This is a genomic window from Kothea flammea (assembly GCF_052161645.1).
In the GTDB taxonomy this organism is placed as follows: domain Bacteria; phylum Planctomycetota; class Planctomycetia; order Pirellulales; family Pirellulaceae; genus Laterigemmans.
In genome coordinates this window covers 6,473,639-6,497,909 of record NZ_CP197414.1, presented here as the reverse complement: position 1 = coordinate 6,497,909, position 24,271 = coordinate 6,473,639, and the positions used below count along the sequence as shown (strand labels likewise).

16 protein-coding genes are annotated in these 24,271 nt (G+C 57.2%); 5 read left to right on the top strand and 11 right to left on the bottom strand.

Features of this window, described 5'->3' with window-relative positions; genetic code table 11:
- Positions 1 to 104: 104 nt before the first annotated feature.
- The 3 genes from SH139x_RS24190 to SH139x_RS24180 all read right to left on the bottom strand — a co-directional run bounded on the left by SH139x_RS24190 (position 105) and on the right by SH139x_RS24180 (position 4,814).
- Positions 105 to 1,163 carry a sigma-54 interaction domain-containing protein gene (locus SH139x_RS24190; protein ID WP_488356074.1) on the bottom strand — a complete coding sequence of 353 codons (1,059 nt, stop codon included), beginning with the start codon at positions 1,161 to 1,163 and terminating at the stop codon, positions 105 to 107.
- An 89-nt stretch (positions 1,164 to 1,252) separates the two neighbouring features.
- Entirely contained in the window at positions 1,253 to 3,619 is a 2,367-nt protein-coding gene (locus tag SH139x_RS24185) for a hypothetical protein (RefSeq protein ID WP_488352317.1), read from the bottom strand.
- Positions 3,620 to 3,917: 298 nt separating this feature from the next.
- Positions 3,918 to 4,814 (bottom strand): HDOD domain-containing protein, encoded by an 897-nt coding sequence (locus tag SH139x_RS24180; protein ID WP_488352316.1) that lies wholly within the window; start codon positions 4,812 to 4,814, stop codon positions 3,918 to 3,920.
- 223 nt (positions 4,815 to 5,037) lie between these two features.
- Here SH139x_RS24180 and SH139x_RS24175 point away from each other — a divergent pair, with 223 nt between their 5' ends.
- On the top strand, positions 5,038 to 6,627 hold the full coding sequence (locus SH139x_RS24175) for a ThuA domain-containing protein (protein WP_488352315.1): 1,590 nt from the start codon (positions 5,038 to 5,040) through the stop codon (positions 6,625 to 6,627).
- Positions 6,628 to 6,699: 72 nt separating this feature from the next.
- On the opposite strand, the gene SH139x_RS24170 is transcribed toward SH139x_RS24175, so the two are convergent.
- From SH139x_RS24170 to SH139x_RS24140, 7 genes are all read right to left on the bottom strand, one after another.
- Positions 6,700 to 7,644: a universal stress protein gene (locus SH139x_RS24170; protein ID WP_488352314.1), complete on the bottom strand. Its 945-nt coding sequence runs from the start codon at positions 7,642 to 7,644 to the stop codon at positions 6,700 to 6,702.
- A 16-nt stretch (positions 7,645 to 7,660) separates the two neighbouring features.
- Positions 7,661 to 9,085, bottom strand: coding sequence for an ArsB/NhaD family transporter (locus tag SH139x_RS24165; protein WP_488352313.1), 1,425 nt, complete (start codon positions 9,083 to 9,085; stop codon positions 7,661 to 7,663).
- Between the two features lie 201 nt (positions 9,086 to 9,286).
- Positions 9,287 to 10,771 carry a hypothetical protein gene (locus tag SH139x_RS24160; RefSeq protein WP_488352312.1) on the bottom strand — a complete coding sequence of 495 codons (1,485 nt, stop codon included), beginning with the start codon at positions 10,769 to 10,771 and terminating at the stop codon, positions 9,287 to 9,289.
- A 3-nt stretch (positions 10,772 to 10,774) separates the two neighbouring features.
- Positions 10,775 to 11,437 carry a sigma-70 family RNA polymerase sigma factor gene (locus tag SH139x_RS24155; RefSeq protein ID WP_488356073.1) on the bottom strand — a complete coding sequence of 221 codons (663 nt, stop codon included), beginning with the start codon at positions 11,435 to 11,437 and terminating at the stop codon, positions 10,775 to 10,777.
- A gap of 137 nt (positions 11,438 to 11,574) precedes the next feature.
- Positions 11,575 to 12,654: a dual-specificity RNA methyltransferase RlmN gene (gene rlmN / locus SH139x_RS24150; RefSeq protein WP_488352311.1), complete on the bottom strand. Its 1,080-nt coding sequence runs from the start codon at positions 12,652 to 12,654 to the stop codon at positions 11,575 to 11,577.
- Between the two features lie 118 nt (positions 12,655 to 12,772).
- Positions 12,773 to 15,841, bottom strand: coding sequence for a protein kinase domain-containing protein (locus SH139x_RS24145; RefSeq protein ID WP_488352310.1), 3,069 nt, complete (start codon positions 15,839 to 15,841; stop codon positions 12,773 to 12,775).
- Positions 15,841 to 16,530, bottom strand: a complete 690-nt coding sequence (locus SH139x_RS24140) for a sigma-70 family RNA polymerase sigma factor (RefSeq protein WP_488352309.1) — start codon at positions 16,528 to 16,530, stop codon at positions 15,841 to 15,843. Before SH139x_RS24140 ends, SH139x_RS24145 begins: the two co-directional genes overlap by 1 nt.
- Positions 16,531 to 16,683: 153 nt before the next feature.
- On the opposite strand from SH139x_RS24140, the gene SH139x_RS24135 reads away from it, so the two are divergent.
- The 3 genes from SH139x_RS24135 (at position 16,684) to SH139x_RS24125 (ending at position 21,657) form a co-directional block, all read left to right on the top strand.
- Entirely contained in the window at positions 16,684 to 17,355 is a 672-nt protein-coding gene (locus SH139x_RS24135) for an EF-hand domain-containing protein (RefSeq protein WP_488352308.1), read from the top strand.
- 61 nt (positions 17,356 to 17,416) lie between these two features.
- Positions 17,417 to 20,137 carry a PSD1 and planctomycete cytochrome C domain-containing protein gene (locus SH139x_RS24130; RefSeq protein WP_488352307.1) on the top strand — a complete coding sequence of 907 codons (2,721 nt, stop codon included), beginning with the start codon at positions 17,417 to 17,419 and terminating at the stop codon, positions 20,135 to 20,137.
- An 86-nt stretch (positions 20,138 to 20,223) separates the two neighbouring features.
- Complete coding sequence (locus SH139x_RS24125) at positions 20,224 to 21,657, top strand: DUF1501 domain-containing protein (RefSeq protein ID WP_488352306.1); 1,434 nt, start codon at positions 20,224 to 20,226, stop codon at positions 21,655 to 21,657.
- Between the two features lie 40 nt (positions 21,658 to 21,697).
- On the opposite strand, the gene SH139x_RS24120 is transcribed toward SH139x_RS24125, so the two are convergent.
- Positions 21,698 to 21,907, bottom strand: a complete 210-nt coding sequence (locus SH139x_RS24120; RefSeq protein WP_488352305.1) for a hypothetical protein — start codon at positions 21,905 to 21,907, stop codon at positions 21,698 to 21,700.
- A 657-nt stretch (positions 21,908 to 22,564) separates the two neighbouring features.
- Between SH139x_RS24120 and SH139x_RS24115 the strand changes: the two genes are divergently transcribed.
- Positions 22,565 to 24,223: an NfeD family protein gene (locus tag SH139x_RS24115; protein WP_488352304.1), complete on the top strand. Its 1,659-nt coding sequence runs from the start codon at positions 22,565 to 22,567 to the stop codon at positions 24,221 to 24,223.
- Positions 24,224 to 24,271 lie beyond the last annotated feature (48 nt).

Sequence of the window (24,271 nt, the reverse complement as noted above, 5' to 3'; positions counted from 1 at the left end):
GCAGTAGACTCGACTGTTAATTCTGAAGTTTCAGCGGCGAGCTATTAAAGACTTAACATGGGGGCGGACCATACGGTTTCGGCGGTGCGCTTGGCAAGGTCAGTTCAGCTTCCACTATCGCCTTCTGGAAGATCTTTGTCCAATCCGAAATCCTTTATTTTCTTGTGCAGGGTGTTGCGATTGATACCCAATCGCGTGGCGGCCTGGGTCCGCACGCCTCCGCAAGCTCGCAAAACTTGAATGAACAATTCTCGTTCCACCGACTCGACAATGCGCGCGTGCAGTCCTTCGGGCTCACCCTGCTGTGTTTCTTCAGCGGCCGTGGCGATGCCTTGGCTGACCACTTCGCTGGTCAGCGAAGCGAGATCATAAGTGGCCAATTTGGTTTCCACTGAAGCTTCCGGTTTGACGCCGCCGACTGCTTCTGGCAACAGGTCGAGGGTCAGTTCATCCCCTTCCGCCATGACCACCGCCCGTTCCACATAATTCTGCAGTTCGCGAACGTTGCCCGGCCAATGGTAGGCTTCCAGCGCTTCCATCGCGGCGGGCTGGATGTGCACCACGTAGCGATCATTGGCTTCGTTGTAGTATTCGAGAAAGTGGGCCACCAAGGCGGGAATGTCCTCGCGTCTTTGGCGGAGGGAAGGAATTTCGATGGGAACCACGTTGAGACGCCAGTAGACATCCTCGCGAAAACGGCCGGCAGCCACTTCGGCCATTAAATCGCGGTTGCTGGCCGCAATCACTCGCGTGTCCACGGAGATCGTCTTGGTGTCGCCCACCCGTTCAAATTCGCGCTCCTGCAACACGCGTAGCAGTTTGACCTGCAGCAACAACGAGGTGCTGTTAATCTCATCGAGGAAGATCGTGCCCGTGTGGGCCGCCTCGAAACGTCCCGTGCGGTTCCCCACGGCCCCCGTGTAGGCTCCGCGAACGTGGCCAAACAGTTCGCTCTCTAGCAGGCTTTCCGAAAGTGCGCCACAGTTGACTTTGACAAACGGCCCGCTGGCTCGGCGGCTCAAACGATGCACTGCTCCGGCGATCAATTCTTTGCCCACCCCGGTTTCACCGAGGATCAGCACCGAAGCGTTGCTGGCCGCCACCCGCCGCGTCACCCGATAGACCTGTTCCATCGCCGGGGAACGACCAATCAGGCCCGGCATCGACGGTCCTTGCGTGTCTTGCGGCGATAAACCAAACGATGCCATTGCGCGAGTTCAGCCCGTGGTTGGTTGATTTCACCTCAACCCGTTCAGTCGGACGGCCGGCTGGACACCCCAACTCGCGATTCCAACGCATCAAGCAACTGACCGATAATCTCCCGTGCGAGCAGGTCGGTGGCCCCGTTGAAGCGGTCGTACTGTTCCTGCACTTGTTGGCGGGATAGGCGTGTTCCAGACCGGTCGATCGATGCCGCAAACGCTTCCGCAGCCGCCCGCCGAGTCGCTTCGGCAACGGCAGGATTAGCCGCCAGCGTGGCTAGTTCCGCTTGCGATATCGAACTACCAATTGCTGACAATACCTTCAAACCGCTCGGCCCGTAACCCTCCCGACGCACCGCTTCGAGCAGATCGGCTTCGCGCGATTGCCAATTGTAGACGGAGCTGAGCGCTTCGGTATCGGCCAAATGGGCCAAACTGCTTCTTCCCGCAGCGGCAAACAATTGTCGCTCACCAGCGGAAAGCGGGGGCAATTGCGGTTGATCTTGCAAATCGGCCAGTGAACCGGCGACTCGCACCGTGGCCAAATTGGCGAGCGTAAAAGGATTTCCGGCATCTCCGGGCAGAAACACATCAGCCGGCTGAGGAATCAGAATCGTCGGTGCGGACCAGCGAGCGGTCAAACGCTCGAAACCGGCTGGTGCATCACCCACGAGCACAATCGGGACAGTACCGCCCAAGGGGCGTCGTCTCACTCGGTCGACCAATTCGATGGCTGAGTAATCGGGAGGCCGAGTCGCAGCCACAACCAATTGCAGATCCCCCCCCGAATCGACAACTTCCAGCAAATCACGGACGCGATAGACTTGCTCGAGTTCGTAACCCAAATTCAGCAATCGCTCGCTGAGCATTTTGGCGAAGGTAACGTCGTTGACCAACATGATCGCGCGGGGCGCGTCGGGAAGGTGCGACATTTCAATCCAGCGGTCCAAAACGCGACCGCTGCCGGCATAAGCGGCGGTTGGTTGCAATTGACTGATCGCCGCAGCCGCTTCGTAACGAATCCGCGGCACGCTGTGGGAGACCGCCGCAACCAGCGGAGCCACGGCCGCACCTCGCCCCTGCACGACGGCCGCTTTTTCGAGCTGGCCGAGCAAACGTATCACTCCGATCGCGCGGGCTTCATCGAGTCGTTTCGTGCCGGCCGCGAGGTTGTCTCCCAAGCTGCTGGTCAAGATTCCACTCAGCAACCCCAGGTCTTTAATCGGCGCGCCCCACTTTTGTTCGAGTCGCGTGGCATCGTCGGCGTCGCCGAAATCGAAATCGCGGAGATATTGGTGCCGCAAATCGGCTCCGATCGCGGCGGCCAAATTGACCGTCCGCAATTCGCCCTGCCGACGCAGCAATTCGGCCAAGTCGGCCGCGCGGACAGCGGTCGCCGCCACCTGGCTGGTCCAAGCTTCGGCGATACTTTGGCGTTCCTCGGCGATTCGCCACACCGGCACTGGTAGGTCACCATGCTTCGTCAATTGATATAGCTCGGTGGCACGTTCCAGCCGCTGGGCCAGTTGAGCTTCAATTTGTTCCGAGCTTGGTACCCCTCCGATCAATTTCTGCAACCCGGCAACGGCGATGCGACGCTCCTCGGCAGTCCCCGCGCTGGCTCCGACAGCTCCCAAATAGGCAGTCAAAGCAGCTTCGGCGTCGAGACCGTAGAGCAGCTTGAGCGCGCCGGGACGCAGTTTGTCGGTGCCGTAGAGGGCGAGCTGAAAAGTCGCATCCACGGCGGCCGCATCAAAGCTGCGGAGCAGCTGGGCCAACCGGGAAAGCGGGGCCGGCGGTTCGGGGGAAACCGCCGCTTCGATCATCATTTTCATTGCCACCGGACCGCCGCGCAGCAAAACGCGGCCGGCACCTAACTGGCGATCACTGTCCTCGCTGCCCAAGTCGCGAATGGCCGCGGATAACGCGGTGGGGTCTTGTGCCGCCGCCAATAAGGCTTCGCTGAGTCGATCCAGGTTGGTCCGCGCAGCTTCGGTCAAACTGGGCTCCCCAGCCGCTCGGCTGAGCAACCTCCCACCAACGCGATTCGCCACCCGCGACAGTTCCTCCGCCGGTATCCGCCCAAATTGCTGGCTCGTCAAATACAGATTGACTTCCGACCAGAGCTGGTTGCGAATCGCTTCGCGGAGCGCTAGACCGACTTGATCAGCCGTGCCTCCCGCCAATCGCCGCAGTTCGGTGATCAAGGGCTCATCAACAGTGACCGTCTCGGCATCAGCGGCCGGTTGCGGATTTGCCAAGCTGTCCAAAGAGGACATCTGCCCCGCATTGGGGTCTGCTGGCAACGACTCAAAATTGCCGAAATCGAACTGAGCAGACGCCGAGGAGCCCACCGCCACAACCAACACCAACGTCGAAAACAGCCGAAAAGCACCGAAAAGATAGATGTGGGCCATAAATCAGATCAAAGGGGATTAGATCAAAGGAATGGAAACCAGGCTGCCTGGCCCGTAGCGAACGAGCGGCGACGCCCAGCCCCCAGTCTAATCACCCAGCCTAACTAATGGGACGAAATCTACGCGAAATCAACCGACCGCAGTCCGTTAGCCGTTTCGGCGCTAGCCACGGTTCCCGTTAGTCGTTTTGGGACTAGCCACGGTTCCCGTTAGCCGTTTTGGCGCTAGCCACGGTTCCCGTTTTGAATCGAACAACCCGCGCGGAACAAAACGGTTGCTAGCCCCAAAACCGCTAACTTCAGTTGCCCAAATGGGCGGCCAACGATTTTTTCGGCATTGCCAGTTTTAACAGCGGGGCAAATTGAGCTGCGTCCTCATCCGTTTCTTGGAAAATCGTCGCCAATGAACCTGCCTGACCAGCGGTCAAACGGTCAAAACCAGCGACAAACTCGTTCCGCTCCGACCAAAATTCGCTCAACCCATCTGGCAACATTGAGGCGAGCGCGACCGCGGCTTGGCCATAGGCAGCTGTGCCTTGACTGAGCAGGCCATCGAGTTGCGTGTGCCGCTCAATTAAGTGAGCGAAACTCTCCGGTAATTTCCAAGAACGAGCCAGTTTGGAGGCAGCTTCGGCGTGATCCCAGCCAAAAGCTTGACGTTCCAGTTGGCTCAGCCGCATGCCGTCGGCCAACCGCCTCGTCATCAGATCGGTGTATTCGCCGGGCATGAATTTCAGCAGCAGGGGGATGGCCATGTCTTGCAGGAGGGCGGCCGCGAACAGGTCTTCCGCCTCAGCCAGCCGCATCGCTTTACCTAATTTCCTGGCAAACACCGCTCGACGCAGCGAGTCTGACCACAATCCCTTGAGGTCGAACGCCCCAAACTGTGGATTCGGCACGACGCTAAAAACCGCGTTCCAAAGGGCAAAGTTGGTGATTGTGCGGGTTCCCACCAAAGTCAACGACTGCTGGACGCTGGAAATTTCGCGGCTAAACCCGAAATGGGAAGAGTTGACGAACCGCAGCACTTGGCCGGCGAGCCCGGGGTCGGCTTCAATCGGGCGAGCGAAATCGCTGGGCCCCTTGTCTGTTTGCTGAGATAGCTGCAGCAGCGCGATGGCCGTTTGCGGCAAGGCAGGCAGGTGAGTGGCTGCTAAGATTTTGTCTAACGAACTCGTGGCTACGGATGTCGACATGGTTCGATTTCACTGGCGGCGGTGGAAAGCTGAGGCTGGTCTTGAGATTCGCATCCAGCCTCTCATTGGGAAACCTAGGTCGCGATCAGCCTGGAAGCAAATCAATTACCGTCCCCAATCTTGCCGCCCCCAAACTTAATGGGCGGCAGAGTGGCGGCGAACCAGGTACACTGATCCACCTGCGTCCCCCCTATGTATCCCCTTCGCACTCTGGATTGACACAATGCGACCTCCAGCGTTGTTCGCCTTGTTAGTATTATTTGTCGGCCCCCTACTCAGCTCTCCCGCGTCGTCCGAGGACCTCAAGTTACGGCTGCGTTACCAGACCGAAACCGAACCAGGCTCGCGACGATACCACCGTCTCGAACGAGCCGAGGGGTGGCGACCGCAGCAGACCGCGGTGATCGTCTGTGATATGTGGGACTCGCACCATTGCTTTCGTGCTGTGCAGCGAGTGAACGAGCTAGCTCCACGCATGAACGAGCTGCTGCACAAAGCGCGGGCTGCCGGCGCGACGATCATCCATGCTCCCAGCGAGTGCATGGAGGCTTACGCTGATCACCCGGCCCGCTCGCGAGCTTTGCAAGTCCCAGCGGCGGCCAGCTATCCTGATAACATTGGCGATTGGTGCTATTCCATTGATGCTGAGGACCCTGAAAAATATCCCATTGACCAATCTGACGGTGGTGAGGATGACACCCCCTCCGAGCACGCGCGCTGGGAGGCTGAACTGCGCAAGCAAGGTCGTAATCCGCAGGCACCTTGGCAGCGTCAGATCGCAGCCTTGGAGATTGATGAGCAACTTGATTTCATCACGGATCGCGGCCACGAAGTTTGGAATATTTTACAAGCTCGCGGTATTGAAAATGTTGTCTTAGTGGGTGTGCATACCAACATGTGCGTCCTCGGGCGTCCCTTTGGTTTACGGAGGCTTAGCCAAGCGGGCAAGCATGTTGTCCTTTGTCGCGATCTCACCGACACCATGTACAACCCAGCGGCCTGGCCTTACGTCAGCCATTTTTCCGGCACCGATCTCATCATTGATCACATTGAAAGATACGTTTGTCCGACCATCTCGAGTGATCAATTGCTGGGAGGCAAGCCATTTCGCTTTTCCGCCGACCAACGTCCCCGCGTGATGGTCATTAGCAGCGAAGTGGAGTATGAGACTGAGCGAACTCTGCCACTCTTTGTTCGCGAGCATTTACGAGCCGATCATCAAGTAAGCATGGTGTTTGGTGACGCCACCAAGCCTGACTCGTTGCCCGGCATTGAGTTGCTCGCCGAAGCGGATATCGCTTTACTATCGATTCGTCGCCGCACACCGCCCCCCGAGCAATTACAAGTGGTCCGTGATTTCATTGCCGCGGGCAAACCGGTGGTGGGGATTCGCACTGCTAATCACGCATTTTCTTTGCGGGGCAAACCGGCCCCCGCCGGAGCGGCCGACTGGCCTGAATTTGATGCTCAAGTATTTGGTGGCAGCTACACGAATCATTACGGCAACCAACTGGCAACGACGGTCCATCCGGTGGAAGCAAAACTAAACTCTCCGCTGCTGCGAGACATTTCCCCGCAACCGTTTTTGGCAGGCGGCTCGCTTTACATTGTTTCCCCATTGGCAGCCGATTGCCAAGTGTTAATGTTAGGACGCGTCGCAGGCCAGCAGCCCGAACCGGTCGCTTGGACTTTCCAACGTCCCGCGGGCGGAGCATCGTTCTACACGTCGCTGGGCGCCCCGGCCGATTTTGATCACCCAGTCTTCGTACAGTTGCTGAGAAACGCAATTCGTTGGGCCGCGGAACAACGATAAGCATGCTTCCCATTTTCTCGTTCCCAGGCCCCTGCCTGGAAACGAGGGAAGGAGCCTGGTAACGAGGGAATGTCAGCGGTTTGGCACGATCAATAAAGGATGCGGAGAGTGCCTAATCTGGCTTTGCACGAATCCTTGCCCGAAGTCATCATCCTTTTCCAGCGGCAGCACCACCAAGAGATCTAAATCAAGTTTCCGCGGCTCGGTTGCATCAACGCGTGGAATCAATTGATAGCGAAAACCTTGCTCACCAGCCGCGTGACGCAGCGCCGCATCGAGCCTCGCGTGCGCGGCAGCTAGCGCTTGCTCCAACTTCTCGCGATCGACTTCAGTTTCCGGAACGAGGACACTCATCAGCTGTTTAATGTTCTCAATTTGTTCGTCGCCGAGTACCAGATTTAGTGTGACCGAAGCCGCTTGCGGGTCGCCTAGTTGCACCAAGCCCAGCATCCATTCCGCCGCCTGAGGTTCACTTTCATTCTCGCTGCCAACGACCATCACAACATTGTCCACCGTCGACTCAAACGCTTGATCGACGCGGCGAATGACCAGCATGGGTCGGGAACATCGTTTTAACAAAACATCGATCACCGTCCCCGCGCTGTCGGCCCCCACCGAAGAAAAATCGCGTCCAAAAGGGCAAGGAACGACAACTAAATCTGGTTGGTGCTGAGCGACAACGTCGAGAATCTTATCATAGGCGTCGGTTAAAGATGAGCTAACCGCTTGCCATTTTGACTGACGCTTTTCGTCGCCTGAGATAGCATCGAGTTGCTGTTCCCCGTCGTGTTCCCGCGCATCCAACCATAGGATTGTCGCGGCGGGATCTTGAGCGGCAAAGAAAGTCCCCACATCGACGACAGCTTGATCCTGAGTCGACCCATCGCGACATAAGAGAACAGAGCGAATCTTTGCCGGAACTATCGCTGCGACTTTCCCCACTTTGGCCCGCTCGAACATTTTCATCGACGCATCGACTTGTCGATTGACGTCAGATTCGTGTGGATCAAATGACATCTCAGGGTCCTAAACATTAGGGAATGGGCGGTATCAAATCGAATTGCTGAAGTAGCAAGATGTAAGCGATCGCTAGAACCACCTGCAGCAGCATAATCGTGCCACCAATCTTTAAGAACTTACCCCAGCCAACGACTTCACCCGCTTCACGCTTGAGTGCGTAAATGGCGATCACGCACGAAATCGAGCCAATTGGCGTACCGTTGCCGCCAAGGTTGCAGCAGATTATCAACGTCCACCACAGTGATTCGACGGGGACCCCAGTCGCCTCGATATCCTTGACGATGGGGATCAAAGTAGCAGCGACGGGAATGTTATCGACGATGGAACTGGAGACTGCGGAGAAACCGCCCAGCAACGGAATTAAAGCTTCCAAGCGGTTTCCTGATAAAGCAATCACTTGCTCGCTGGCGAAACTTAAAGCACCGGTCGCTTTCACACAACCGATAATCAAAAACAACCCCATAAAGAACAAGATCACCGTCCAATTGACTTTGCTGATCGCATCCTCCACCCCTTTGCCGGAAAACAGCATCGCCGTGGTGCCACCAATCATGGCAATAAAGTCCATGCCAACTCCGAGTGGTTGAGCGGCCGCGAATCCAACCACGGTGGCCAGCAAAATGATTGCGCTTCGCATCAGCACCGTGCGGCTCTCGACTAACGCCCACGGATCGAATTCGGCAATTTTGGCCCGTAATGCGGCTTGTTCGTCTCCCGTTTGTTTCCAGGGCAAATCATTTCTGAAGAAGAACCGCAAGCAGCCAATTGCCACCAGCAGGCTGAGCACCGCAAAGGGCAGTGAGACTCGCAAAAATTGCACATAGGGAATGCCGGCCGCCGTGCCAAGCATGATGTTCGGCAGCCCGGAAGCGAAGGTGGCAATCGCGCCGCTATTCGCACAAATCGCCACCGACAGTAGAAACGGCGTCGGTTGGTAACCCAATGATCGGCAGATTACCAGCGTCAAGGAGCTGAGGATCAACATGGCCGGCACGATCGTCAGCACGGCGACGAAAAGAAACGTCAGCATGCACAGGGCCAGGTAGAGCAACGCCGCTCGCCCCCCTGTCAGTCGAACGATCCACATACTTAGGAAATGAAACAGCCCGCTGCGGCCAACCACATCGACCAAGATGCCAGTACCGACAATGACCCCAAAGATATTAAGGTCTTCCTCGAGAATGAGGTAGACATAATTATACGGAAACAATCCCGTAGCTACTGAGATGGAGACCAGCACCGCGGCGCCCAGAAGTGCGGCTACCGTTTTGTGAAAGCGTTCGTACGCCACTCCCACATAAGTTACCAGCATTACGATGACATATAGCAGCATCATCCCGCCGCTGGCTGAACCCAATTGTGTCTCAGCGTCGCTGCTGACGGCCATTGCCAGCCATTGATTCGCTCGCACCAACGATTCGACGGAGAATTCATCCATAGCGTAAACCAGTTCGGGAGTCAGTCGCGCGGGTGTTAAGCGTTCAATCCGCCCTATACCCTAACAAATCAAACGCTGACTGGTAGCTGTGCTGGCGCTGCTCGCTTCTGCAATTCGTTCCCAGGCTCCCGCCTCCGGAATCCTCGTACCCAGGCGGGAGCCTGGGAACGAGGGAATCAGCCCGGGAACGCGGGCAAGAGATCAGCGGCTGGAACCAAAGCCGCGGCCGCGGAGCCGATTAAAGATTTCCGAAGGAGGTTCTAAGTCGAGGATCTCTCGGCTGTCGCCTTCGCGATATTGATAGTGTTTGAGAATTGTCTCGGCATTATTGGCATAGGGAGACATCTGCTGGACAATCTCATTGCACCATCGCGTCAACGTACGTCGTTTATCGTTGATATCATTGGCTTGGGCATTTAGCACTAACTTAGCATCAGCGCTCATGATGTTCGTGACATCCTCCAACTCATCATCGCGCCAGTGATCAAACAAGCGATCGCGAATCATGGACTCAGTCAGCTCCACCTCGGCTGCCTCGTCGGCAGAAGACCGGCTGGAGCGGCTGCCGCGTCGCCACGGCCAAGCGATAAAGTTCAGCAGTTCGACCGGTTTAATCTCATACCACCGCGCTGATCGGCGATTTTCTTGCGGGTCACCGGGTAAGCTGGCCAGTTCAGCCCGTGCGGTGCGAATTCTCGTCTCCGCGAAAGCCTTTAAACGCTCATAAATCAAGTCGCGATCAGTACCACTGAGCGAAGATCCAAAGTCACGAATCCAGCGCTTTTGACTGTTCTGTAATTCGGTACGGATGACCTCCAATTTCTCATCCCCTTGGGCCTGCACGATCCGCGTTTGCGCCTCGGGCGTCAATTGGCTGTACCAAACTGCGAACTCGTCGAGCGTCTCCAAGATCCGCTGCGGATCTTCCGTGGCTTGTATTTCAGCCGCCCGCCCCCGGATCGCATCAAGCCTCGCCGAAGGGAATGATTTGAGCCGATCCCAATTGCCAGCCAACATCCTCCGCGTGTTATTGTCGACTGATTTGACCGTTTGCAAACGGTGGGTAAATTCCTGAGATGCCAACTGCAACGGCTCGGGGACAATGATCCCGCCGGCGTTGCGGCCCAGCCGCATCGAGTCTTTCCAATCCCGGTCGTTCGCCAAACGTTGGACCATTTCCAGATCCATCTCGATCAAATAGGCGTCCAGATGGGCGGCCAACGGCAAATCTTCGAGTTGTTGCTCAAACTGGCGTTGCTCGACAACACCCGGATATAGGTAGCTCAGCCCACCGGCGGCGAGGGTGACTAAAACGAATACCCCCGTGCGTCCAAACCGCCACCAAGAGGTCTGCAGCTGTTGCGTTTCCAGTAGCTGCGATTGTCCCGCAGCAACCAGCTCGACGGTGGTGCGGGCAAAATCTTCAGTCACGGTAGCCGGGGGCAACATATCCAACATCTCCCAGCCCGACTGCAGATCGGAAAGCCGGCGACGTAGCGCGGAATCGGCTAACAGCCGTTCCTCAAGTTGGTGCCGCTCGTCCTCATTTAGCTCGCCATCCAAGTAAGCAACTAGCTCTTGATCGACCGGATCCCCCGGCAAATCGTCAGGATCTCCTGGCAAATCGTCAGGATCTCCTGGCAAATCGTCGGGATCACGGTCGTCATGGGTGGCAGGTGTGGCCATGGTTCAATCCTCGTCTTCCGGCGATGCTGCTTCCGGCGATGCTGCGGGCGCGTCGGCTGGATAATCCTCGCCCATGTAAGGCTCCAACGCCTCTTTCAAATTAATCCGCGCCCGACTCAGAAGCGACTTTACGGCCTTGGTTGACAAATCCATCGCCTCCCCAATCTCGATATAGCTTAAGCCCTCAAACTTGGACAACATCAGGGCCATCCGTTGTCGCTCTCCCAACGATTGGATGGCTTGGCGAACCATCGCGGCTCGCTCCGCACCTTCCAACTGTCGAGTCGGCAATAAACCGCTTCGCTCCATCGCCATCCCCTCGAGCATCGCCGGTTGGTTTCCCGACGGACTGCTGGGACTGTCGACCTCGGAAGTTTCACGTCGTCGCACTTGAGCACGCGAGGCATTGCGGGCCACGTTTCCAGCGATCGTGAACAACCAAGTGCTAAACTTTGCTCCCGGCTGATATCGCTTTCTGGCTCGAAAGACTCGCAGCATCGTTTCCTGAGCTAAATCCTCTGCTTGATCACGCCGCGGACCCATATGCTCCATCAAACGAACCAAGCGGTTTTGATACCGACGTACCAACTCCTCAAAGGCCGCAGCGTCGTCATCACGGACGCGCAGCATCAACCGCACATCAGGGTCTAACTGCTGATATCGCAGAGCGGTCGAAGGACTAACGGTCAACGCTTCTTCCATTTGCATTCAGGGAATCAAAATCTTCCTGAGACTCCGCGACTGGTGCGCCCCCGACAATCAATTCAACCCCGCGAGCCAGTGAGAGTTCCGCCAGTTTGTCGCTAGCTGGGTACACGATTGCGCCGCAGTTGGCCACAGGCAGCATCAATCTCACTGCCCTTCCGCTGACGGAATTGCAAATTCACACCAGCACCCTCCAAAATCTCCCGAAAGCGGCGAATGGAATGGCCCGAGGGTGTCTTGTAAGGCAGACCGGCAACCGGGTTGTAGGGAATGACATTCAGCAATACGCCGCGATGCCGCAGAAGGGTCGCTAATTGATCAGCGCATTCAGCACTATCATTCAATCCACCCAATAGAACGTATTCAAAAGTCAACCTGCGGCCACTCGTTTGAAAATAGCGATCGGAGGCGGCCAACAGACTGGAAATCCCAATCTTGTCATTGACCGGCACCAACTCGTTCCGCAGGGCATCGTTGGGGGCGTGCAGGCTGACGGCCAAATTATAGGCCACTCCATGTTCCCCCAACCGATCGATAGCGGGGGGCAACCCCACCGTGCTGATCGTGATTCGCCGGGGGCTGATTCCCAACCCGTCGTCAGCACGAGCCTGCCCGAGCGCCATTAAGACGTTGGGCAAATTGGCCAACGGCTCCCCCATGCCCATCATCACGATGTGGCTGAGCCGCTGATCCGCCTCCAGACAATGCTGCAACAGCAACATCTGCTCTAGGATCTCGCCTCCGCTGAGGTTGCGTTCGACACCATCGAGCCCGCTGGCACAAAATACACAGCCCATCGCGCAACCAACTTGGCTGCTGACGCAAATACTGCGGCGGCTGCCGTCGCGTAACAATACGCATTCAACTTCGCCCCCCCCCGCCAGCCCCACCAATAGCTTCTCGGTGCCATCCTGACTCTTTTGATGAGCAACAATCCGAGCCGAAAAGATCGTAAATGACTCGGTCAATTTGTCGCGCACCGGCTTGGGCAAGTCGGTCATTTCGGCAAATTCACTAGCCCGACGTTGAAAGAGCCACTTACGGACTTGATCGGCGCGGAAAGCCGGTTGCCCCTGCTCGACAAACCAATTGCGGAGTGCCTCGCGATCGAGTTCCAACAGACGACCGCGTTGGTCGACCTCGGGTGTCGCAGAAACGACTGGCAATGCCTGAACCATGCTACCTACAAATAAAATTTCTTGATTTTCACCGCTACTAAGATCGTAACCGGCAACTTACCCTGCCGACCCCGCTTTCACAATGATTCCTCAACCATCGGAAAAAGCAATCTTCCCGCTATTTCATTTCTGGCCGGCCCTGCAACGCTCGCTGGCCCTTCAATTCTGGCTGGTTATCCGCATCGAGCTGATTTTGTTGTGCCAATTCTTCGCTGCGCTGCCGCAAGCGCTCCATTAGGGGGCGCAACCGCTGCATGCGACGATTGTTCAGGCTGTCTTCACGTTGAAACTGGCGAAGCGTTGCCAACACTTCGTCGATCGCCGCGATTGCTTGCTGGGGCTCTCCCAATTCATTGAGAATTTCCACCAACCGCGTGAGCGTGGCAACCATCGCCATTTGGTAAACGGCCACGTCTGGCTGGCGGATGGCAATCAACCGTTGGTCGGCAAGCGCACGCCCCATCGCTTCAGCCGCTCGCGAAAGATTACCTCCTGCAAACTGTGTCATCGCCATGCGACTGAGGATGCCGCTGCGGAGTGACCGATAATCGATCGATTCGGGCTGTTCACGCATCAAGGTCTCGCTGATCTTCAAAGCTCGCGTCAGCCGCATCATGTCGCCCCGGCGAATCGCCCCCCCCGCTCGCAAGGTCTCGGCCAGCTCGAATAGAAAAGCGTTCGATTCAGGAAATTGCTCGCACAACCGCTCGGCCACCTCAATCGCTTGCTGCAAAGCGGCTTCCGCCTTCGCATAATCTCCTTGCATCTCGGCAATCCGCACCTGCTCCCGCAAAGCCCGCGACAAAGTCAGCCGATAAGACACGTTCTCTGGAGCGTTGGCCAACAGCGAATGCAACAAGCTGGTTGCCAGTGCGTTCGCTTCCGCCTCGCGACGCAGACGATCTTGAGTAATTTTTTGAGCGGGAGTGTTGTCATTACCTGTCGCCGTGTTCGCAGCCGATGCATCACCGATTGTCGCCTCGACTCTGGCGGAGTTGTTTGCGTTTCGGCGCGTGACAACGCGGCGGGGGCGGGTCAAGTTCCCGGCCCGGCGTTGCCACCAAGGCCGTGTTCCCAAAGACGTCATCGTGTTGCACAGTTTGGCAGTGGCAAATTTACCTTCGTCTGAGTCGTTAATTGCTGGTCGTGCTTGCAAAATCTCCCGCGCTTGTTCAAACAGCCGCACGACTTGTCCGCCAAAGCCGCGTTCGGCCGCAACCACCATCAACTCATTCAGTACGGTCACTTGGGCAAACAACCAGCGGCTGTCGGCCGGATTCTCACTTGCAAATTGTTGATAACTCTCCAACGCCAATTGATAAGATTCGACCGCCGCGTCGAGCCGCCCCAAGCGTCTTTGAATATCACCGATGCGTTGCCGAGCAGCCGCCGATTCGGCGCTTAAGTCAGCGCTGTTGGTCACGGCAAAGCGAGCAAAGAATTCTAGCAACTGCTCCAACAGTTGCACATCGGCTTCGCTGAGCACCGCATCGGCCGCCATCACCAGCGTTTCATCATCGGCCAAATCATCGAGCAGCGACTCGGTACCACCGCGGGCCCCCAAGTTCGTAATCACTTGCGAGAAAGCTTCGAGTGCCATCTGCAGATTGTTTTCAGCCCGCGTCCGCTCGGCATCGACTTGCCCTAACGCGGCAACCTTTTCCTGCAGATTCGTCTCAGCCCGATTAAATTCAGCTTCAATCCGTTGCAAGGCTCGACGCTGTTGCTGGTTGCCAATTGCTAACAACGCGGCAACCGTGACCAGTAAACCAAGGGCTGCGGCGGTGAGCCCCACTACCGCCGGATTGCGGCGTGCCAAGCGACGAAGTTTGCGCACAGCCGATTCGGGCTTGGCGAGAATCGGCCGATCGGCCGCAAAGCGACGCAGGTCCTCTTCCAACTGGGCCGCCGTTTGATAACGATCCTCCGGTTCAGGAGCTAGCGTTTTTAGCAAAATGACTTCGAGGTCCCGCGGTAATTGCTGGCAATCCAGCAAAGGACGACGCACCGGCTGGCCAATCAGAGCGTTCACCAACGGATCCGAAAATCGCGTCGCGGCATACCCCGTCTTTGGCTTCGTTGAATGTGGCTTAGTCGGCTGTGGCTTAGTCGGCTGTGGCTTAGTTGAATGTAGCCTAGCGTCTTGCCGGGGATCAGCGTCTTGCCGGAGATCAGCGCCTTGCTCGAGATCGGGACCGAGTTGCACGGCGGCTCGCAGCGTGACCAACTCGTATAGCACCAATCCCAAACTATATAAATCGCTCCGTGGGTCACTCTCGCCACGCATCTGCTCGGGCGCCATGTATCGCAGCGTACCAACAATCTCGCCGGCTTGCGTCATGTCGGCCAGTTGGGTTTGTTTGGCGACCCCAAAGTCGGTGATCCAAATCGTACCTTCGCGGTCCAACATCAAATTGCTCGGCTTGATGTCGCGATGCAGCACACCATGTTCATGGGCATGCGCCAGCCCGCTGGCAGCGTTGGCTACCAGTTCCGCCAAATTACGAAAATAAGTTTCCGAAAAAGGTGTCCCCAATTGCCGGCACAACGTGGCAAGCAAATGCTCCGATTCGTCGGCTGGTAATTTTGCTGGGTTGCTAGATGCTGATTTGTTAGAAGATGAGTTATGAGGAACTGCTGATTGGGCTCGATGCTCCCGCAGGTTGTTGATCACGCGGCAGAGCGAATGCCCTTCAATCAATTGCATGGCATAATATAGGCAGTGTTCATCTTGCCCGGTGCCATAGATGGCGACAATGTTAGTATGGTGTAAACCGGCGGCCGCCTCCGCTTCACGGCGAAAACGTTCTCGCCGGCGCTGGACATCATGCTGGGGTTGAGCCATCATTTTGATCGCCACACGCCGCTGCAATGATTGTTGTCGCGCTTCGTAAACGACCCCCATGCCGCCGCGGCCCAGCTCATGCAGCAGTTGGAAATCACCCAGCACCTTGGGGATATTTAAAGGTTCCGGGGAGAGCCGCAGCGCATTCGCTGATGAACGGGCGCTGCTCTGCGCGGAGCGGGCTTGTTCCAAGCGGGCAATGGAGGGAAAGACGGAGCGGATGAGCGCCGCGTGCTGGGGATGCCGGGCCTCATAATCGGCAATCGTCGGTTGTTCACCGCCACGCAAGCGGCTGGCGAATTCGTCAGCCAGCACATCGACGGGATGTCGCTCTTCGCTCATCAGGCTGGGCCTTCTGGGGACGCTGGGCCTTCTAAGGACGCTGGGCCTTGTCGGGACGCTGGGCCTTTTCGGGACGGTGAATCGAGCATTTGCAAAATCTCGCCCAACTTGGCCGCCGCTCGCACATAACGGTTGCTGGCCGCCGTGGGGCTGATGCCGAGAACTTCTGCCACCTCTTGGTTACCTAGCAATTCAAAGTGCCGCAGGGCCAATACTTCACGATCCATTTCCGGCATGCTCGCCAACGCCCGTCGCAGCTGTTCCGCCTCCTCCACTTTGGCGACCGCCTGGCTGGGCGAGGTCATTTCGGCGATCAAATAGTTCGCAATGGCGATGCTGGTGCCGTCGTGATCACCATCACTTAAACGCTGGACCTCCCGTTGCGGATCGCGTTTTTCACGAAATTGACCACGTTGGATGTCAATTAAGGTCTGTAACGTTTGCTGGCGGATCCAGACAAAGCAGGAGACCAGAGGCGCTTGTCGATATTCGTCCAGTCGCTTGGAAATTTGCAAAAAAGCCTCTTGCAGCACGTCGGCCGCATCGACGCGGCCACGAATCCGCGGGTCGAGGCGAAACTCCACCAACCGCTGCAATCGCTCGCGATATTGCGAAAATAGCTCAGCCAACGCCACCTGGCCCTCGCCGACTAAACGTCGCGAATCGCTGCTAAGTTCCCGGTTGCTCACCTGGTCGCACCATTTTTTCCAGTAGGGAAGAAAGAAAAAGGTATTTTCTTTGTGGATTAGCAGTTTCCCGCGTCGGTACCCAACAGGGAGCGAACTTTTCTGCTCCCCCCCAGCAATGTACTCTACTCAATCCAAATCGCCCGGAGTTTGATCATGAAGTTTCGCCAGATGTTAACCTGCTTGACTGTAGCTTGCTGCGTCGCCGCCCCGTCACTAGCTCAAGAGCCGAGCAAAGAAGAGCGTCAGAAACGTCGCGAAGCACGGCAGCGTGAGGGGGCCAACGGCGAGCGACCCGAGGGTGGCCGTCAACGAGGTGCTGCGGGGCAACGGGGCACAACTGGCCAGCGAGGTGGAGCGGGTCCAGCCATGCTGATGCGTCTGCCCGTCATGATGGCGCTCGACTCCGATGGCGACGGCGTTATTTCCGCCAGCGAAATCGCTCAGGCCACGGCTAGCCTGAAAAAATTAGACAAGAACGGCGACGGCAAGTTAACCATCGAAGAACTACGACCCGCCGCACCGGCCGGTGGTGGCCCAGGTGCGGGCGCGGGGGCCGACGGTGGCCAGCGGGGCGCCGCGATGATGGCGAGAATGTTCGACAACAACGATGCCAACGGCGACGGCAAGCTCAGCGGCGATGAGATCCCCGAGCAGATGCGCGAGCGTTTAGAACGACTTGATACCAACGGCGATGGCGCGATTGACAAAGACGAATTAAAAGCCATTGCGCAGCGCCGCGGTGGTGGTCGCCCAGGTCAGGCGGGTGGCCGCCCCGGACGCGGCGATGGCTCGGGCGTCAAACCAACACGTCCCGACGGAATCTAAGCCAACGGTCGGGTCTGCGCAGCGTTTTTGGTTGTTTCCTCAGTTTCAGTGGCAAAGTCCGATGATCGCAAATCTTACCTGCCGGCTAAAGGCTCCCGCTTGTTTGCTGCTGGTTTCACTGCTGGTCGGTCTCCCGGTCAGCAGTCGTGGCCAGGCTCCTGAAGCGGCTGAAACGGAAACGCTTTCGCCAAGCGAATTGCAGTTTTTTGAGACTAAAATTCGACCGGTGCTCGTCGAACATTGCTACAGTTGTCACTCCAGCGAGGGCAACTCGATTCGCGGTGGCTTGACCGTCGACAGCCGCCAAGGCTTGCTCGGTGGCGGCCAATCGGGGCCCGCCGTCGTACCGCATGATCCCGAGGAATCATTGCTCTGGACAGCAATGAACCATCTCGATTTTGAGATGCCGCCCAATCGCAAATTGTCGGCTGAGACGATTGCAGATTTTCGCCAGTGGATTGAGATGGGCGCGCCCGATCCGCGACGTGTCGACCTCAGCGAAATTCGCTCCACGGTCAGTGCCGAGGACATCGTCGCCGGCCGTTCCTACTGGGCTTTCCAGCCTCCGCAATCGCATCCCCTGCCGCCGGTCGCGCAAGGCGCTTGGCGATGGAACGACGTCGACACATTTCTGCTGGCGGGAATTGAACGAGCAGAACTCGAATTGGCTGCGGATGCTGCCGCTTCGACCATCCTTCGCAGATTGCATTTTGATCTCGTCGGCTTGCCTCCCACCCCGCAGCGACAAACAGCATTCAGCCGCGCCCATCGCGTCGATGCGGCCGCGGCGATCGCTGCCGAAGTCGATCACTTATTGAGCTTGCCACAGTTCGGTGAACGCTGGGGACGGCACTGGTTGGACGTTGCCCGCTACGCCGAATCAAGCGGCAAGGAAGTGGAATTAACGTTTCCGCATGCTTGGCGGTATCGCGACTGGGTGATCGACGCTTGGAACGCCGACATGCCTTATGACCAATTCATTCGCGCTCAAGTCGCCGGCGATCTATTACCGGTCGACAACGACCGAGACTGGGCGAACAACTTGATTGCCACCGGTTTTCTGGCGCTCGGTCCCAAGACTTTGACCGAGCGGAATCCACGGCAATTTATTGCCGACCAAGTTGACGAACAGATCGACGTCACCACGCGAGCCATCTTGGGCATCTCAGTCGCTTGTGCTCGCTGTCATGATCACAAGTTCGATCCGATCCCACAGACTGATTATTATGCCCTGGCTGGCATCTTTGAAAGTTCAGAAACCTATTTTGGCGGGCTTGTTTCACGCCAATTACGCCAATCGAGCAATCTCTTGGTGCTACCGCTGGAAAACCTTGACCAACCAGCAATCGAGCCAGCGGAATTGGCAGAACTAAAGAGTCGCTTAGCCGAAAAGCAGGCCGAAGTGACCAGCTTGCAACGTGACTTCCTGCGTTTGAATCGACCAGCCTCCGGCAACACCAAACAGACTGGCAATAACCTGCAACAAGCGCAAGCCAAAGTCCGGGCGGCGGAGCGGGAAGTCACGTTGCTGAAGAATCGTTTAAATCAATATGACGAGTCTGGGCAGCCGCAAGCTTTTTGCCTGGGTGTCCAAGATGCCGAACAACCGACCTCAGCATCCTTGTTGGTGCGGGGAGAAATCAACCAACCAGCGGGCAAGGTGGAACGAGGCTTTGTGCAAGTGATCGGCCCCGGCCCGGCGATCCCGGCCGACTCCAGCGGTCGCTTGGAGTTGGCTCAGTGGTTGACCGATCGTCAAAATCCGCTCACCGCCCGGGTGATGGTCAATCGCATTTGGCTGCACCTGATGGGCAAGCCGTTAGTGGCTGAAACCGAGAACTTTGGCTTTTCAGGGCAACCGCCGACGCACCCCGAGTTGTTAGATCACTTGGCCGTCCAGTTCATGGATTCAGGGTGGTCGCTCAAGACGATGATCCGTGAGATTGCCACCTCGCGAGCTTATCAACTTTCCAGTCAAGTCGCTCCCGCCAGTCGCCAAAAAGACTTGGAAAACGAGTGGTACGCGCGGGGCAATCGTCGACGTTTAGAAGCCGAAGCGATTCGCGACGCCATGCTGGTCGCCAGCGAAATGATCGACTGGGCGCGCCCCCGCGGTTCGGCGATTGCCGCAGTGGGCACCACGGTCCTCGGTCCCGGTGGTTTGGCTTTGCCGGTCAACGGGCTTCGCTCGCGTCCACAACCCCTCTCGGAATTTACCGCGAATTATCGTTCCGTCTACTTGCCAATCGCTCGCAACGCGGTGCCGCGCAGCTTAGAGGTTTTTGATTTCGCTGAACCCAACATGATCGTGGGCCAACGCGAAACATCAAACACGGCGATCCAATCTTTATACCTGCTAAACAATCCATTCGTCATCGATCAAAGTATCGCTTTTGCCCGTCGCCTGCAAAGCGAAAGTTCTTCGCCCGCTGAGGCTGTTGAGTTGGCCTTCCAGACCGCTTTTGGCCGCGCTCCGACCAGTGCCGAACGGACGCGAAGCTTGCGTTTTTTGCAACAGACCGCTAGGGATCAAACCCGCGAACCGCTGGCCGTTGCCACTCTAACCGAACGGCGTCGAATGAGTCGCCGGGAGATGTTGCGGGCGCGCTTGGCACAGGGCATGCCCGGCTTGGCCGAGCTTCCGGATGGCCGCGAACAAGCTCGCAATTTCATCGCGCGTAATTTCCCCAATGCTGGCGGCAGCGATACCACGGAACTGGAGCCATTAACTCAGTTTTGTCAAGCCCTGCTTGCGGCTGCCGAGTTCCGCTACGTTCCCTGAATGTGATCCCAAAGCCTCAGTCGCCGTGGCGTTAGCCGCCCTGCGATTCCTGAAATTCGTCTCTAGTCTCAACACGAGGTCTCGCCATGCGTCTGCCTAATCAACCCAGCGAACTTGATTCGCGCCGTCACTGGCTGCAAACCGCGTCAGCCGGTTTTGGCTTCTTGGCGTTTGCAGGCCTAAGCACCTTGCAAGCTGAGGATTTACCCAGCGGCCCGGAGATCGCGGGAGCAGGTTCGGATAACGCCAACCCACTGGCAGCCAAGCCGCCTCATTTTCCTGCCCGCGCCAAACGAGTTATTTTTCTTTGTATGCAAGGTGGACCATCGCACGTCGATACATTCGATTACAAACCAGAGCTCGTCAAAGGCCAGGGCAAAGCGGGTAAGCGGAATCGTCAGCTGCTCGCTCCCCAGTGGGATTTTCGCCAGCGGGGTGAAAGCGGGTTATGGATCTCCGATCTGTTTCCCCAATTGAGCGAGCAAGCCGATGAACTTTGCCTGATCCGTTCGATGCATTGCGACCAACCGGTGCATCCACGAGCTTTGACGCAAATGCACACCGGCAATCCCCAGTTTGTTCGCCCTTCGCTGGGCGCTTGGGCGCTTTATGGATTGGGCAGTGAGAATCAAAGTATGCCAGGGTTCATCGCCATGAATACGCCGGGTGCGCAAAACATTGGCAGCGCGTTCTTGCCTGCGGTCTATCAGGGAACTCCCTTGGGTGGTCGCGGTGGACGCCGTTTAGTCCGTCGTCGCCAAGGAGACCAAGCTGGAAACGAATTTCCTGACATTGACAATCCTCAGCTGTCAGATTCCGCCCAACGCCAGCAACTCGACTTCATTCAGCAACTCAATCGAACCAGTCTGCAACGCCAGGATAATCATCCCGGGATTGAGGGAGCGATCGAGTCGCTCGAACTCGGCTTCCGTATGCAAGGAGCGCTCCCCGAACTGATGGACTTGTCTGGAGAGTCGGAGCGAACTACGCGGCTCTACGGACTCGACGACCCCAGCACGGCAGATTTTGGCAGGCAGTGTTTGCTGGCTCGCCGGTTTGCCGAGTCCGGGGTGCGATTCATCGAAATCACCCACCGCAACTGGGATCATCACAATCAACTATCGACGCAGCTACCACAGCGTTGCCAAGAGATCGACCGCCCCATCGCCGGGCTGCTGGCAGACCTCAAAGAACGCGGCATGCTCGAAGACACGCTGGTGATCTGGGGAGGCGAGTTCGGCCGCACGCCCGATGGTCAAAACGGCGACGGGCGTGACCACAACAATAAAGGCTATACGCTGTGGATGGCCGGCGGAGGCGTAAAGGGTGGTTTCAGCTACGGTGAAACCGATGAACTGGGTTACGAAGCCGTCACCGATCGCTGCCATATCCATGACTGGCACGCCACCGTGCTGCATTTGCTCGGGCTCGATCACCAGCGCTTGACGTATCGTTACGCCGGTCGTGACTTCAGGCTGACCGATGTCTACGGCAATGTGATCGAGCCGATCATCGCCTAGTAGTTTAGTAGTATTGTCCAGTAATATCGCTTGGCGGCGATCAGTCCTCGACCTCCAGTTCGCGGTCACCCGTCAACGGGTCTTCTTCGATTTCCACCACGCCGCCTTGGGTCTCAATTTCCGCCACGTCGCGATCGCAGCCCGCCGTGAGCGCCAGGCCTGGAAAGCCAATCAAGCTCACGATCAGCAACCGTGAAATTTGCTTGCGGAGGATCGAAGTAGCAGCGGTTTGGTGAATATTCGTCTTCATTAGCGTGACTCGCTTTCGAATTAGGATGACCAAACGCGGACGACCAACGCCTCACCGGAGGCAATCGTCTGAGGCAATCGTCTGAGGCAATTGTGGTGCCTTGCTTAGCACAGTTGGTAGCGTTTTCGGACAACCGAGCAGCGTGCAAGCGGTGTGCCGGACTGACGCCTTACTGGCAAGCTGCTGGGCGGTAAAAAAAATGAAAATCTCAAAGTCGCGCCCCGGCGGCGGTGACTTAACGCCTAAGGTGTAGCAAAATGCTCAAGCTTTTTGCTGTCCGACTGGGGCGTTTTGCCGCGATTTGGCCAGCGTGCCAAACAGCTGGTCGGGGCGCAAGAATTGCCCCGCTTGGTTTCGGAGAAAGAATAAAACACCGACCCAACGTGGGAAATGACAGACTGAAGCGGCAAAAAAGTCAGTAAATCGAAGCCTTTTTGCGGGTCAGCATGGTTTTCCACGAGGGTCGACAGCGGCAGTTTCAGGTGCCTCTTCTCTGTTACGGCCCGCTGTCCGACGACCATTGGCCATCGGGTGTATCTTTCTCTTAGGCAAGTCGCGGACCAAACCGCCCCCACCCGCTAGCCCTGGTCGACATGTTCAAGGATTGAGCAGAAAATAAGGCCACCCAGAATCGTTACTCAAGGTTCGCGAATTGAAATGACAAGTAAATTCCTGCTCCCCTCGAATCATCCCGGCAACGCTTTGAGAGCCGCCTGTGTGCTGTCGTTTTGCCTGCTGGCGGTGGGAATGCTCGCTGTTGGCTGGACTAGCGACGGCATGGGGCAAGCCCCCAACCCGGAAGCCTCAAATGTCGAACAGCCAGAACAGCCTATAGGCGAGCGGGCTGCGGGTGAACAAGCTGCGGGCGAACAAGCTGCGGGCGAGCGGGCTGCGGGTGAGCGGGGGGAAGAAGGGCGGTTAACTTACGTGATCCCCTTGGATGGTGAAATTAACCCCAGTTTGCAGGGGTTTTTCCAACGTAATTTTGAAACGGCCCTGGCTGCCGGCGCAGAAGTGATCGTGCTCGACATCGACAGCCCGGGGGGCAGGCTGGACACGACTTTGGAAATGACGGAAGTCATCACCGCCGCGGAGCAGGTGGAAACGGTGGCCTTCATTCGCAATTCGGCTTACAGCGGGGCCGCCATGTTGGCCTTGGCTTGCGATCGCATTGAAATGCATCCCGAAGCACAAATGGGTGACGTTGGTGTGATCGTGGGAGGCCTCTTTTCTCCTTTCCAGTACGTGGAGGAAAAACAGCGGAGCCCGGTGGTGGCCAGCATCCGCACCTTGGCCGAGAACCGCGACCGCCCAGCCGCGTTGGCTGAGGCGATGGTCGACAAAGATGTCACCGTCTTTTCGGCAACGCACAAAGAGGATGGTCGCCAAGCTTATTTCACTGAGGCGGGCTGGGAGTCGCTGGCCGACCAAGAGGATTGGCTGCAAGGGCCGCCGGTGTTTGAAACTCGGGAACGAAATTTTCTCACCGTCAACGGCCGACGCGCGGTTGAATTGGGATTGGCCGAGGGGACGAGTCGTAGCTTGGATGAGGTTCTCGGGCAGATCGGCGCGGAACGTCCCGCCAAGGTGCTGGCGTGGACTTGGGTCGACACGTTGATCGATTGGCTGAATTCCTTTTGGATCACCGCGTTGTTGATTTTGATTGGCCTGCTAGCGCTCGTGCTGGAATTGTCGGCTCCCGGCATCAGCATTGGCGGCTTGGTGTCGCTGCTCTGTTTTTCGTTGTTTTTTTGGAGTCGCTTTTTGGGTGGCACGGCCGGTTGGCTGGAGGTCACTCTGTTCCTGATGGCGCTCGCTTTTATCGCCGCCGAGTTCTTTCTGATTCCGGGCTTCGGAGTCGCGGGGATCAGCGGTGCTTTCCTGTTGATTCTCTCGCTGGTAATGGCGTCGCAGCGCGTGCTGTTGCCACAAAGCGGTGGCGGTTGGTCCGACCTGGGCTGGAATCTGTTAGCCGTTTGCGGAGCTTTAACAGCTTTTGTGATTGGTGTTTTTCTACTCGCCGACCAACTTGGTAATTTACCTCTTTTCCGCCGCTTGGTCTTGGAACCTCCAGCCCTCGGCGGGGCCGGTGGAAACACCTTTGCGGCGAGCAATAAACCGGTTCAACTTTCTCCCTGGGAACGTTTGGGAATCGGCGATTTGGGACGCACCGTGTCACCGTTGCGACCGAGTGGTAAAGCGCAGTTTGCCGATGAGATCGTGGACGTTGCCACCGAAGGTGAATTCATTGACACCGATACTGCCGTGCGCGTTTATCGAAAACAACGCGGCAAAGTGATTGTGCGACCCGCATAGCGCGCCGAAACTGGTCGAGTTGGCGCATTGGCTAGACGCTTAACCCGT